Origin of the sequence: Streptomyces sp. NPDC057136, from assembly GCF_042670885.1 — a bacterium.
In the GTDB taxonomy this organism is placed as follows: domain Bacteria; phylum Actinomycetota; class Actinomycetes; order Streptomycetales; family Streptomycetaceae; genus Streptomyces.
In genome coordinates, this window is sequence record NZ_JBHUUV010000006.1 from 164334 (window position 1) to 177460 (window position 13127).

General features: G+C 69.2%; 10 protein-coding genes. 5 read left to right on the forward strand and 5 right to left on the reverse strand.

The annotated features are described in order from the left end of the window. Nucleotides 1–158 precede the first annotated feature (158 nt). From ACFT7S_RS10445 to ACFT7S_RS10460, 4 genes are all read left to right on the forward strand, one after another. A complete protein-coding gene (locus ACFT7S_RS10445) occupies nt 159–905 on the forward strand; it encodes a TetR family transcriptional regulator (RefSeq protein WP_382729497.1) in 747 nt (248 codons plus the stop codon). A gap of 202 nt (nt 906–1107) precedes the next feature. Further along, nucleotides 1108–1374, forward strand: a complete 267-nt coding sequence (locus ACFT7S_RS10450; protein ID WP_382729499.1) for a hypothetical protein — start codon at nt 1108–1110, stop codon at nt 1372–1374. Nucleotides 1375–1451: 77 nt separating this feature from the next. Continuing rightward, a complete protein-coding gene (locus ACFT7S_RS10455; protein WP_382729501.1) occupies nt 1452–1760 on the forward strand; it encodes a heavy-metal-associated domain-containing protein in 309 nt (102 codons plus the stop codon). A 114-nt stretch (nt 1761–1874) separates the two neighbouring features. Then, a complete protein-coding gene (locus ACFT7S_RS10460; protein WP_382729503.1) occupies nt 1875–4205 on the forward strand; it encodes a heavy metal translocating P-type ATPase in 2331 nt (776 codons plus the stop codon). Between the two features lie 560 nt (nt 4206–4765). Here the strand turns inward: ACFT7S_RS10460 and ACFT7S_RS10465 are convergent. The 5 genes from ACFT7S_RS10465 to ACFT7S_RS10485 form a co-directional block, all read right to left on the reverse strand. Beyond that, entirely contained in the window at nt 4766–6064 is a 1299-nt protein-coding gene (locus tag ACFT7S_RS10465) for a citrate synthase (RefSeq protein WP_382729505.1), read from the reverse strand. Between the two features lie 198 nt (nt 6065–6262). Continuing rightward, complete coding sequence (locus ACFT7S_RS10470; protein ID WP_382729507.1) at nt 6263–8503, reverse strand: ATP-dependent RecD-like DNA helicase; 2241 nt, start codon at nt 8501–8503, stop codon at nt 6263–6265. Between the two features lie 262 nt (nt 8504–8765). After that, nucleotides 8766–9596 (reverse strand): sugar phosphate isomerase/epimerase family protein, encoded by an 831-nt coding sequence (locus ACFT7S_RS10475; protein ID WP_382729509.1) that lies wholly within the window; start codon nt 9594–9596, stop codon nt 8766–8768. Then, complete coding sequence (locus tag ACFT7S_RS10480; protein WP_382729511.1) at nt 9593–10735, reverse strand: dihydrodipicolinate synthase family protein; 1143 nt, start codon at nt 10733–10735, stop codon at nt 9593–9595. Before ACFT7S_RS10480 ends, ACFT7S_RS10475 begins: the two co-directional genes overlap by 4 nt. Further along, on the reverse strand, nt 10732–11883 hold the full coding sequence (locus tag ACFT7S_RS10485) for a Gfo/Idh/MocA family protein (protein ID WP_382729513.1): 1152 nt from the start codon (nt 11881–11883) through the stop codon (nt 10732–10734). The genes ACFT7S_RS10480 and ACFT7S_RS10485 overlap by 4 nt, the downstream gene beginning before the upstream one ends. Before the next feature lie 112 nt (nt 11884–11995). On the opposite strand from ACFT7S_RS10485, the gene ACFT7S_RS10490 reads away from it, so the two are divergent. After that, nucleotides 11996–13090: a LacI family DNA-binding transcriptional regulator gene (locus ACFT7S_RS10490; RefSeq protein ID WP_382729515.1), complete on the forward strand. Its 1095-nt coding sequence runs from the start codon at nt 11996–11998 to the stop codon at nt 13088–13090. Nucleotides 13091–13127 lie beyond the last annotated feature (37 nt).

Below are 13127 nucleotides of genomic sequence, written 5' to 3' on the forward strand. Positions count from 1 at the left end.
GGTGCGGTGTCCCCTTCACCGAGACCCGGGCAGCACAGGGCAGCATGGGTCAGTCGTTGCCACTTACACTGGCAAACACGAGTCATCGCTCGCGTTTCATTAGAATGCGAGTGGTCGCTCGCGTTTGTCAACCGCACCATGAGAGCTGGGGATAGACCGTGTCGGATGCCAGAGCCGGAAAAGGCATCGAGCCCACGCCGACCGACGAGGCCGCGCGCAGCACGAAGGAGAGCGGCAGGCAGGAGGGCGGCACACAGAGCGGCGGAGGGGCCATCCGTCCGCGCCGCCGCCAGGCCCGCGGCGAAGCCCGTATCGCCCAGCTCCTCGATGCCGCAGCCAGCGTCTTCTCCAGTACCGGCTACACCGCAGCCAGCACCAACGCCATCGCCCGCGAGGCCGGCGTCTCGCCGGGGACGCTCTACCAGTTCTTCCCGAACAAGGAAGCCATCGCCATCGAGCTCGGCGACCGGCTCCTCGACCGCTGGCGGGAGACCTACGGCGCCGCCTTCGTGCCGAGCCACATCGAGCTCCCGCTCGACGGGATGCTCGACGCCATCCTCGACCCGCTGATCACCTTCAACTGCGAGAACCCGGCGTTCAGCGTCCTGATGCACGGCTCGGAGATCCCCGGTGCGATCACCCAGGAACACGACACCGTTCACGCCACGATGCTCACTCGGGTCGAGACGATCCTCGCCGGATACCTCGCCGACCTCCCTGCCGACCAGGTCAGCCGTATCGCGAGCATGTCCTTCGTCATCTTCACGGCCGGGCTCGACCTGATCATGGGTCACGAGGGTGCTGAACGGGACGCGTACGTCGAGGAATTGAAGACGATCCTGTTCCGCTATCTGGACCCGCTGGTCAGCGACTCGGTGTGCCCTCCGGCTTCACACGCCCGATAAGGTCATGAAGCATAGGATTTGGGCACCCTAGGAGCCGTACAACGGGAGTACGTGTGAACTGGACCGCCTCAGAAGCCCGCACAGACCCCTCGGCCCGCACAGACCCGCAGCCGGCCCGGCCCAATCGGCCCCCGCACGACCCATCAGCCGCACCGGCGCCGCGCCCGTCCTCGACTGCTTCCTGACCGGCGGAATCCTGGGCATGCTCGGCGCCTCCGTCATGGAGTACCACCTCCTGCACCCGTCCGTACGGATGTTCCGGATCTGCGCGACCTGCTGGAGACCGAGGTGCTGCGCGGGGTGCTCGCCCCGTTCGGGCACGGCCTGTGGCCTGAACCGCGCGCTCTTCGCGCAGGGCCACATCCCGCAACCCTCCAACGAGCAGCAGCATCTGTTCACCCTGTTCTCGGTGGGCGGCATCGTGGCGATCACGCGACTCGCATTCATACCCCCTAGGGGTATAGTGTGATGCCGGTGAGGGCGCACCGGCATCACCGGGGCTCCCGCACGTCACGCCCACCCGTGTTTGCCGAAGAGGAGAACGCCATGACCGCCGAGACCGAGACCCCCCAGGCCACCACCGGCTCCTGCTGCTCGCCCACCGGCTCCTGTCACGACAGCGCGACCGACATCCAGGTGGGCGCCGTCACCACGGTGTACGAGGTCAAGGGCATGACCTGCGGCCACTGCGAAGGCGCCGTCTCCGAGGAGATCTCCGGAATCGCCGGGGTCACCTCCGTGCAGGCGGCCGCCTCCACCGGACTGGTGACCGTGGCCTCCCAGGCACCCCTGGACGAGGACGCGGTGCGCGCCGCCGTCGACGAGGCGGGCTACGAGCTCGTCGGCCGCGCCTGAGACTCCCCGGAGTCCCACCGAAGCACCCGCACCATCGCTCTACGCCGTCGGGCCGGACCTGCCAGCAGATACTGGTGGGGTACGGCCCGATCTGCGTGACCCAGGAGTTCGGATATGGCCAGCACCACAACAGCCGAGGCCCCGGCTGCGGAATTCTCCGAGACCGAGCTCACGATCGGTGGGATGACCTGCGCCTCGTGTGCGGCCCGCGTCGAGAAGAAGCTCAACCGGATGGACGGCGTCACCGCCACCGTCAATTACGCGACCGAGAAGGCCCGCGTCTCCTTCGGCGAGGGGACGGAGGTGGCGGACCTCGTCGCCGTGGTCGAGAAGACCGGCTACACGGCCCGTCCCGTACCCCGTCCGGCCCCGGCGCCACCGCCGTCGACCGCACCCGAAGCCGAAACATCGGGAGAGGCCGGTGAGACCAGAGAAGTCGAAGAAGCCACAGAGGCCCCAGAGGCCGGAACCCCCGACTCCCTCACCGCGCTCCGCCAGCGCCTCCTCGTCTCGGCCGTACTTTCCCTCCCCGTCGTCCTGCTCGCCATGATCCCGGCCCTCCAGTTCGACAACTGGACGTGGCTCTCCCTCACCCTCGCCGCCCCCGTGGTCGTCTGGGGTGGGCTGCCATTCCACCGCGCCACCTGGACCAACCTCCGGCACGGCGCGGCCACCATGGACACCCTCGTCTCGATCGGCACCCTCGCGGCGTTCGGCTGGTCCCTGTGGGCCCTGTTCCTCGGGGACGCGGGCATGCCCGGCATGCGGCACGGCTTCGATCTCACCGTCTCGCGCGCCGACGCCGCCTCGACGATCTATCTGGAAGTCGCGTCGGGCGTCATCACCTTCATCCTGCTGGGCCGCTATCTGGAGGCGCGGTCCAAGCGGAAGGCCGGTTCGGCGCTGCGTGCGCTGATGCATCTCGGCGCCAAGGACGTCGCGGTGATCAGGGACGGTACGGAGGTGCGCGTCCCGGTCGGCCGGCTCGCCGTCGGGGACCGTTTCGTGGTCCGCCCCGGCGAGAAGATCGCCACCGACGGCACGGTCGTCGAGGGCTCCTCGGCGGTCGACGCCTCGATGCTCACCGGCGAGTCCGTCCCGGTCGACGTGGCCGTGGGCGACCCGGTCACCGGAGCCACCGTCAACACCTCCGGCCGGATCGTCGTCGAAGCCACGCGGATCGGCGCCGACACCCAGCTCGCCCGGATGGCCAAGCTCGTCGAGGACGCCCAGAACGGCAAGGCCGCGGCCCAACGCCTGGCCGACCGGATCTCCGCGGTCTTCGTCCCCGTGGTGCTCCTGATCGCCCTGGGCACGCTCGTCACCTGGCTCCTGATCACGGACGACGCCACCGCCGCGTTCACCGCCGCAGTCGCCGTACTGATCATCGCCTGCCCCTGCGCCCTCGGCCTCGCCACTCCCACGGCCCTCATGGTCGGTACGGGCCGCGGCGCGCAGCTCGGCATCCTCATCAAGGGACCCGAGGTCCTCGAAACCACCCGCCGCGTCGACACGATCGTCCTCGACAAGACCGGCACCGTCACCACCGGCCGCATGACCCTCCTCGACGTCCACACCGCCCGGGGCACGGACGAGCACGAGGTACTGCGGCTCGCAGGCGCCCTGGAACACTCCTCCGAACACCCCATCGCCCAGGCCGTCGCCGCCGGCGCCGCCGAGCGCACCGGCGCCGCGCTCCCCACCCCCGAGAGCTTCGCCAACGTCCCCGGCCTCGGCATCCGCGGCGCCGTCGAAGGACATCAGGTGCTGGTCGGACGCCCGAAGCTGCTCAGCGAGGCCGGGATCGCCCTGCCGCCGGCCCTGGCCGCCGCCATGACGGACGCGGCGGAGCAGGGCCGTACAGCCATCGCCGCGGCCTGGGACGGGGAGGCGCGGGCGGTCCTCGAAGTCGCCGACGCGGTCAAGGACAGCAGTGCGGCGGCCGTCGCCGACCTGCGCGCCCTGGGCCTGCGTCCCGTGCTCCTCACCGGAGACAACCGGGCCGTGGCGGACGCCGTCGCCCGTACGACCGGGATCGACGAGGTGTACGCGGAGGTGCTCCCCGAGGAGAAGGTGGACGTGATCCGGCGACTTCAGGCCGAGGGCCGGACCGTCGCCATGGTCGGCGACGGGGTCAACGACGCGGCGGCACTCGCCACCGCCGACCTCGGCCTGGCGATGGGGACGGGCACGGACGCCGCGATCGAGGCGAGCGACCTGACGCTCGTTCGTGGAGATCTCAAGGTTGCCGCCGATGCCATCCGGCTCTCCCGCAGCACACTGGCCACCATCAGGGGCAACCTCTTCTGGGCGTTCGGCTACAACGTGGCCGCCCTGCCGCTCGCCGCATTCGGCCTGCTCAACCCCATGATCGCGGGCGCGGCCATGGCTTTTTCGTCCGTCTTCGTGGTGACGAACAGCCTCCGTTTGCGCTCCTTCACGTAATTTCCACAAAGAGATCTAGATCACACTGCTTTTGGGGTAACCATCTGAAGGGTTCGCGAGTCTTAGAGTGCGATGCCAAGGATGTCTTGGGGGACGTCCGATGGAGTGTCTTGGGGGACACTCCTGGCTAGCGTTGGCCGGGGCACGTGCACCGGGGAGCTTTGAGCGGCCCTCCCGTACGTACCCCGGCGGAACGCCGGGCGGCATCCAACTGAATACGTACGAACCAGCGCAGCACCCGGAGCTTCGGCTCCGCACAGACGCCCGGCCGGATCCCGTGGGGGGAATCCGCTCCGGGACAAGGGAAGCGCCCTGTACGTCGACCCGTGGGGGGATCGGCGGCGGGGCGCTTCTCGCTATCTCCCACCGAACAACCATCTCCCGCCGAACAACCATCTCCCGCCGGACAACCAGACAGCCGCGCCCCCCTGAAACGCCGAATCGCCCCGGACACCGCGCTCTGTGCGAAAGCGCGGTACGCGGGGCGAAGGCAGACGGCCCGAGGGAGGGCCAGGTGCGGCAGAGTCAGTCGTACCGGAAAGCTCTGCGGAGGGTCTGGGTCAGCGACCCTCGACCGGGACGAAGTCGCGCAGGACCTCGCCGGTGTAGATCTGGCGCGGGCGGCCGATGCGCGATCCCGGCTCCTTGATCATCTCGTGCCACTGGGCGATCCAGCCCGGCAGCCGTCCGATCGCGAAGAGCACGGTGAACATCTCGCTCGGGAAGCCCATGGCCCGGTAGATCAGGCCGGTGTAGAAGTCCACGTTCGGGTAGAGGTTGCGCGAGACGAAGTACTCGTCGGAGAGCGCGTGCTCCTCCAGTTTGAGCGCGATGTCCAGGAGCTCGTCGGACTTGCCGAGCGAGGACAGCACGTCGTGGGCCGCGGCCTTAATAATCTTGGCGCGCGGGTCGAAGGACTTGTACACCCGGTGGCCGAAGCCCATCAGGCGGACGCCGTCCTCCTTGTTCTTCACCTTGCTGATGAAGGAGTCGACGTCGCCACCGTTGGCCTGGATGCCTTCCAGCATCTCCAGCACCGACTGGTTGGCGCCACCGTGCAAGGGGCCCCACAGCGCCGAGATGCCGGCGGAGATCGAGGCGAACATGTTCGCCTGCGAGGAGCCGACCAAACGCACGGTGGAGGTCGAACAGTTCTGCTCGTGGTCCGCGTGCAGGATGAGCAGCTTCTCCAGCGCCGAGACGACGACCGGGTCCGGCACGTACTCCTGGGCCGGGACCGAGAACGTCATCCGCAGGAAGTTCTCGACGTAGCCGAGGTCGTTGCGCGGGTAGACGAACGGGTGACCGATCGACTTCTTGTACGCGTACGCCGCGATCGTCGGGAGCTTGGCCAGCAGCCGGATCGTCGAGAGGTGGCGCTGCTCCTCGTCGAACGGGTTGTGGCTGTCCTGGTAGAACGTGGACAGCGCGCTGACGACCGAGGACAGCATGGCCATCGGGTGCGCGTCGCGCGGGAAGCCGTCGAAGAACCGCTTGACGTCCTCGTGCAGCAGCGTGTGCTGGGTGATCTCGTTCTTGAAGTCCGACAGCTCGTCGGCCTTGGGAAGCTCACCGTTGATCAGCGTGTAGGCGACCTCAAGGAAGGTCGACTGCTCCGCGAGCTGCTCGATCGGGTAGCCGCGGTACCGCAGGATGCCCTGCTCACCGTCGAGATAGGTGATGGCGGATTTATACGCGGCGGTGTTGCCGTATCCGCTGTCCAGCGTCACCAGGCCGGTATTGGCCCGGAGCTTCCCGATGTCGAAGCCCTTGTCGCCGACGGTGCTGTCGATCACCGGGTAGGTGTACTCGTCATCGCCGTACCGCAGTACTACAGCATTGTTGGTCTGCTCGCTCACGTCATCCCTCACCGACGTAGTGCCTCTTCTTCGAGGTGCCCTGACTGTCTTCCACCCTCCCCCATTTGGCTCAGGAGAGTGCACTCGGGGTCGTCCATTGGACCTACTCGCGGCACTGAGTGCCGCGAACTTACTCATCCTGCCCCCTTGATTCCGGTTCCGGAAGGCCTCAGTGATGTTTCCCACCGATTTGATCGATCATTTTTGTACGAAGTCTTCGACGGCCCCGCCCCGCAGCCGGAAATCCAGCCCCGTACAGCGTCTGCCGGCGGAAACCGTGCGGACCGCCTGCCCGATGGCCTTACGCGATCCGACCAGCACGACCAGCTTCTTTGCCCTGGTCACGGCCGTGTACAGCAGGTTTCGTTGGAGCATCATCCATGCGCTGGTGGTGACGGGGATGACGACCGCCGGGTACTCGCTGCCCTGGGAGCGGTGGATGGTCATGGCGTACGCGTGGGCCAGCTCGTCGAGCTCGTCGAAATCGTACGGAATCTCCTCGTCCTCGTCCGTGAGGACCGTCAGCTTCTGCTCATCCACGTCGAGAGAGGTGACGACGCCGACCGTGCCGTTGAAGACGCCGTTCTCGCCCTTGTCGTAGTTGTTACGGATCTGGGTGACCTTGTCGCCGACCCGGAAGACCCGGCCGCCGAACCGCTTCTCGGGCAGGTCGGGGCGGCCCGGGGTGATGGCCTGCTGGAGCAGGCCGTTGAGATGGCCCGCACCCGCCGGGCCCCGGTGCATCGGGGCGAGAACCTGCACGTCACGGCGGGGATTCAGGCCGAACTTGGCGGGGATGCGCCGGGCCGCGACATCGACCGCGAGCACGCCGGCGTCCTCGGTCTCGTCCTCCACGAAGAGAAAGAAGTCGGACAGCCCCTGGGTCAGGGGCGGCAGCCCGGAGTTGATCCGGTGGGCGTTGGTGACGACTCCGGACTGCTGGGCCTGGCGGAAGATCGTGGTCAGCCGGACGGCGGGTACCGGGCTTCCCTCGGAGAGCAGATCGCGCAGCACCTCCCCCGCGCCGACGGAGGGAAGCTGGTCGACGTCGCCCACCAACAGGAGGTGGGCACCGGGTGCCACCGCCTTCACGAGCTTGTTGGCGAGCAGCAGATCGAGCATCGACGCCTCGTCGACGACGACCAGATCGGCGTCGAGCGGACGGTCCCTGTCGTACGCCGCGTCCCCGCCCGGCTTCAGTTCGAGCAGCCGGTGCACGGTGGACGCCTCGGCGCCGGTCAGCTCCGAGAGCCGTTTCGCCGCGCGCCCGGTGGGGGCCGCCAGCACCACCTTCGCCTTCCTGGCCCGGGCCAGCTCGACCACGGACCGGACGGTGAACGATTTGCCGCAGCCGGGGCCGCCGGTGAGGACCGCCACCTTGCGGCTGAGCGCCAGCCGGACCGCCGCCTCCTGCTCGGGCGCCAGAGTGGCCCCCGTCCGCTGCGCGAGCCAGGCCAGCGCCTTGTCCCAGTCCACGTCCTGGAAGGACGGCAGCCGGTCCTCCGGTGTCCGCAGCAGCCGCTGCACCTGGGCGGCGAGGGCGATCTCGGCGCGGTGGAAGGGCACCAGGTACACGGCGGTGACCGGTTGACCGTCCTCGGGCCCCGGCACCTTCTCCCGTACGACACCCTCCGGATCCTCGGCGAGCTCGGCGAGGCAGTCGATGACCAGTCCCGTGTCGACCTGGAGCAGCTTCACGGCGTCGGCGATGAGCCGCTCCTCGGGGAGGAAGCAGTGCCCCTGGTCGGTGGACTGCGACAGGGCGTACTGCAGGCCGGCCTTGACCCGCTCCGGGCTGTCGTGGGGTATGCCGACGGCCTGGGCGATCTTGTCGGCGGTGAGGAAGCCGATGCCCCAGACGTCGGCGGCCAGCCGGTAGGGCTGGTTCTTCACGACGGAGATCGAGGCGTCCTCGTACTTCTTGTAGATGCGGACGGCGATGGACGTCGAGACACCGACGGTCTGGAGGAAGACCATGACCTCCTTGATCGCCTTCTGTTCCTCCCAGGCCACGGCGATCATCTTCGTCCGCTTCGGGCCGAGCCCGGGGACCTCGACGAGCCGCTTCGGCTCCTGCTCGATGATGTCGAGGGTGTCGACGCCGAAGTGGGTGGTGATCCGGTCGGCCATGACGGGGCCGATGCCCTTGATCAGGCCGGAGCCGAGGTAGCGGCGGATGCCCTGGATGGTGGCGGGGAGGATCGTCGTGTAGTTCTCGACGGTGAACTGCTTGCCGAACTGCGGATGGGAGCCCCAACGGCCCTCCATCCGAAGGGACTCGCCGGGCTGCGCACCGAGCAGCGAGCCGACCACCGTGAGGAGATCGTTGGCGCCGCGCCCGGTGTCGACGCGGGCGACCGTGTACCCGTTCTCCTCGTTGGCGTACGTGATCCGCTCAAGCACGCCTTCGAGGACGGCCATGTTCGGCGTGGTGGACATGACCGTGACGCTACCGCTCGACGCTGACAACGCGAGCTCCGCGCCCACGAGCTTGCGCCGGCACGATGGGCGGAAGTCCGTACCGGAAAGCGGAATGGGGCCCGGCCTCTCGGCCGGACCCCCCTCGCTTTCCCCTCCCCGTCGGGAATTCCCGTCCCCCCGGACCCCTCCCCGGAAGTCCCGACGCTGAGTACGACCGGGCAAGGTACGTAAAGGTTGCACCCCTTGACGATCTCTTTACCTTTGATCGTTCCCAGGTCTCTCAGCAGGCATGTTCCAGGTACCGGGCGGCCACTTCGGCGAGGACCTCGGCGCCGTCGCGGGCCCATAGGGACTCGTTGAAGATCTCCACCTCGATCGGTCCGGCGAAGCCCGCCGCCTCGACCTGGTGCCTGAGTGCGCGGAAGTCCACGCTTCCCTCGCCCAGTTGGCCACGGCCCAGCAGGACACCCGCCGGAAGGGGAGTGATCCAGTCCGCGAGCTGGAAGGAATGGATGCGTCCGCCCGCACCGGCACGGGCGATCTGGGCGGGAGCCTGGTCGTCCCACCAGACGTGGTACGTGTCGACGACCACCCCGACCTGCTCGGCGGGGAAGCGTTCCGCGATGTCCAGGGCCTGGGACAGCGTGGAGACGACGCAGCGGTCCGATGCGAACATCGGGTGCAGCGGTTCGATGGCCAGGCGTACGCCGCGCTCGGCCGCGTACGGGGCCAGTTCGGCAAGGGCGTCCGCGATCCGCTCGCGGGCGCCGTACAGGTCGCGGCTGCCGGCCGGGAGCCCGCCGGAAACCAGGACCAGGGTGTCCGTGGACAAGCCGGCCGCCTCGTCCACCGCCGCCCGGTTGTCGTCCAGGGCGCGGGCCCGTTCGGCCGGGTCGAGTGCGGTGAAGAAGCCGCCGCGGCAGAGGCTGGTGACGGAGAGGCCCGCGTCGCCCAGCAGGCGGGCGGTGCGCTCGACTCCGTACTCCTGGACCGGCGCCCGCCACAGCCCGACCTTGTCGATGCCCGCCTTCACGCAGCCCTCGGCGAGCTCGGGCAGGGACCACTGCTTGATGGTCTCCTGGTTGATGCTCAGCCGTCCGAGATCGCTCATCGTGCTCCTCCGTGAACCGTCAGCAGCGCGCGCATCCGGGATTCGGCCAGCTCCGGATCGGGGAACAGACCCAGCCGGTCAGCGAGTTCGTACGCCTTCGCCAGATGCGGCAGCGAGCGTGCGGACTGCAGGCCGCCGACCATCGTGAAGTGCTCCTGGTGTCCGGCCAGCCAGGCCAGGAAGACGACACCCGTCTTGTAGAAGCGGGTGGGCGTCTGGAAGAGATGGCGGGACAACTCGACGGTGGGGTCGAGGAGCTCGCGGAAGCCCTTCGTGTCGCCCGTGTCCAGGACCCGTACCGCGTGCGCGGCCAGCGGGCCCAGGGGGTCGAAGATGCCGAGCAGCGCGTGACTGAAGCCCCGCTCGTCGCCCGCGATCAGTTCCGGGTAGTTGAAGTCGTCCCCGGTGTAGCAGCGCACCCCGCTGGGAAGACGGCGCCGGACATCGATCTCGCGCTCGGCGTCAAGGAGCGAGATCTTGATGCCGTCGACCTTGTCGGGGTGTTCCGCGATGACCTTCAGGAAGGTGTCGGTGGCGGCGTCGAGGTCCGTGCTGCCCCAGTAACCCTCCAGCGCGGGATCGAACATCGGGCCGAGCCAGTGCAGGACGACCGGTTCCGTGGCCTGCCGCAGGAGATGTGCGTACGTCTCCAGGTAGTCCTCCGGGCCCTTCGCCGCCGCGGCGAGCGCGCGGGAGGCCATCAGGATGGCCTGGGCGCCGCTCTCCTCGACGAGGGCGAGCTGCTCCTCGTACGCCGCGCGCACCTCGGAAAGGCTCGCGGGGCCGGTGAGCTGGTCGGTGCCCACGCCGCAGGCGATGCGGCCGCCGACCGCCTTCGCCTCGGCTGCCGAGCGGCGGATCAGCTCGGCCGCGCCCGCCCAGTCCAGGCCCATGCCGCGCTGCGCGGTGTCCATGGCCTCGGCGACTCCCAGGCCGTGCGACCAGAGGTGGCGGCGGAAGGCGAGGGTGGCGTCCCAGTCGACGGCCGCCGGGGCGTCCGGGCTGATGTCGGCGTACGGGTCGGCGACGACATGGGCGGCGGAGAAGACCGTACGGGAGGTGAGCGCGGCCTTGCCCGGCGCGAGGTCGAGCGGGGTGGCGCGGGGCTCGTACGGGCCCTGCGGAAGGTGGATCGTCACAGCGTCAGCTCCGGCACGTCGAAGCGCCGGCCCTCGGCGGAGGACTTCAGGCCGAGCTCGGCGAGCTGGACGCCGCGCGCACCGGCCATCAGGTCCCAGGCGTAGGGCTCGTCGAGCACGATGTGGCGCAGGAACAGCTCCCACTGGGCCTTGAAGCCGTTGTCGAAGACGGCGTTGTCGGGGACTTCCTGCCACTGGTCGCGGAACGACTCGGTGACCGGGAGGTCCGGGTTCCAGACCGGCTTGGGGGTGGCCGAGCGGTGCTGGACGCGGCAGTTGCGCAGTCCGGCGACGGCGGAGCCGTGGGTGCCGTCCACCTGGAACTCGACGAGCTCGTCGCGGTTGACGCGCACGGTCCAGGAGGAGTTGATCTGGGCGACCGCACCGCTCGCCAGCTGGAAGATGCCGTAGGCGGCGTCGTCGGCGGTGGCGGCGTACGGCTTGCCCTGCTCGTCCCAGCGCTGCGGGATGTGCGTGTGGACATGTGCCTGGACGGACTTGACCTGGCCGAACAGCTCGTGCAGGACGTACTCCCAGTGCGGGAACATGTCGACGACGATGCCGCCGCCGTCCTCGGCGCGGTAGTTCCAGGACGGGCGCTGGGCGTCCTGCCAGTCGCCTTCGAAGACCCAGTAGCCGAACTCGCCGCGTACGGACAGGATCTCGCCGAAGAAGCCGCCGTCGATGAGGCGCTTCAGCTTCAGCAGGCCCGGCAGGAAGATCTTGTCCTGGACCACGCCGTGCTTGATCCCGGCGTCACGGGCCAGCCGGGCCAGGTCAAGGGCGCCTTCGACGTCCGTGGCGGTGGGCTTCTCGGTGTAGATGTGCTTGCCGGCCGCGATGGCCTTCTTGATCGCTTCGACGCGGGCCGAGGTGACCTGGGCGTCGAAGTAGATGTCGATGCTGTCGTCGGCGAGCACCGCGTCCAGGTCGGTCGACCACTCGGTCAGACCGTGCTGTGCAGCCATCTCCTCCAGGGCGTGGGCCCGGCGGCCGACGAGCACCGGTTCGGGCCACAGCACCTCGCCACCGCCGAGGTCGAGGCCGCCCTGCTCGCGGATCGCGAGGATCGAGCGCACCAGGTGCTGCCGGTATCCCATGCGACCCGTGACGCCGTTCATGGCGATGCGCACTGTCCTGCGTGTCACGAAGTTTCCCTCCATACAGCCGTAGCAAGCGCTTTCTATACGGTATGACGCTAGCCTGCCGACAGCGACCCGGACAAGAGGGGGCGCCCTGATTACTCCTCGGAGGAAAGCGATGACAGTCACCCTGGCGGACGTGGCGGCTCGCGCCCGGGTGTCCCCGGCCACCGTCTCCCGTGTACTGAACGGCAACTACCCGGTCGCCGCTTCGACGCGCGAACGGGTCCTGCGCGCGGTGGACGACCTGGATTACGTGCTCAACGGGCCGGCCAGTTCGCTCGCCGCGGCCACATCGGACCTGGTGGGCATCCTGGTCAACGACATCGCCGACCCCTTCTTCGGGATCATGGCGGGGGCGGCCCAGTCCGAGATCGGCGGCCCGGGCGACGGTTCGGGCCGGGCGGGCGGCGAGAAGCTCGCCGTCGTCTGCAACACGGGCGGCTCCCCCGCACGCGAGCTGACCTATCTCACCCTGCTCCAGCGCCAGCGCGCGGCTGCCGTGGTCCTGACCGGCGGCGCGCTGGAGGACCCGGTCCACCAGGCCGCGATGTCCGCGAAGCTGGCCAAGCTCGCGGACGCGGGCACCCGGATCGTCTTCTGCGGGCGGCCCCCGCTCCCGGGCAACGACGCGGTCGCCGCCTCCCTGGCCTTCGACAACCGGGGCGGCGGCCGGCGCCTGACCGAACACCTCATCTCGCTCGGCCACCGGCGGATCGGTTACGTCGCCGGGCCCCGCGAGCGCACGACCACCCGCCACCGCCTGGAGGGCCACCGCGAGGCGATGCGGGCGGCGGGGCTGTACGGGGACGGGAGCGGCGCCGACAAGCACCCCGACATGGAGCGCCTCACCGTCCACGGTCCGTACGACCGCCGCTCCGGCTACGAGGCCACGCTCGAACTCCTGCGCCGGGAACCGGGTGTGACGGCGATCGTCGCCGCCAACGACACGGTGGCGCTGGGCGCCGGGGCCGCGATCCGTGACCAGGGGCTGCGCATTCCGCAGGACGTGTCGGTGGCCGGTTTCGACGATCTGCCGTTCTCGGTGGACGCGGTCCCCGCGCTGACGACCGTACGGCTGCCGCTGTTCGAGGCGGGGGCGCGGGCGGGCCGGCTCGCGATGGGCAAGGAGACTCCGCCGCCCGGTGGCATCGCGACGATCGCGGCCGAACTGATGGTGCGGGGCTCGACGGCGCCGCCTCGGGTGGGCTGAGGTCCGCCTCCGGCTCCCGCTGAGGTTTCCGCCTCCG

Bases quoted from the DNA above. Each gene is read 5' to 3' on its own strand.
- ACFT7S_RS10450 (WP_382729499.1), top strand. From the start codon at position 1,108: ATGCTCGGCGCCTCCGTCATGGAGTACCACCTCCTGCACCCGTCCGTA.
- ACFT7S_RS10475 (WP_382729509.1), bottom strand. From the start codon at position 9,596: ATGAGCGATCTCGGACGGCTGAGCATCAACCAGGAGACCATCAAGCAG.
- ACFT7S_RS10490 (WP_382729515.1), top strand. From the start codon at position 11,996: ATGACAGTCACCCTGGCGGACGTGGCGGCTCGCGCCCGGGTGTCCCCG.
- ACFT7S_RS10455 (WP_382729501.1), top strand. From the start codon at position 1,452: ATGACCGCCGAGACCGAGACCCCCCAGGCCACCACCGGCTCCTGCTGC.
- ACFT7S_RS10470 (WP_382729507.1), bottom strand. From the start codon at position 8,503: ATGTCCACCACGCCGAACATGGCCGTCCTCGAAGGCGTGCTTGAGCGG.
- ACFT7S_RS10460 (WP_382729503.1), top strand. From the start codon at position 1,875: ATGGCCAGCACCACAACAGCCGAGGCCCCGGCTGCGGAATTCTCCGAG.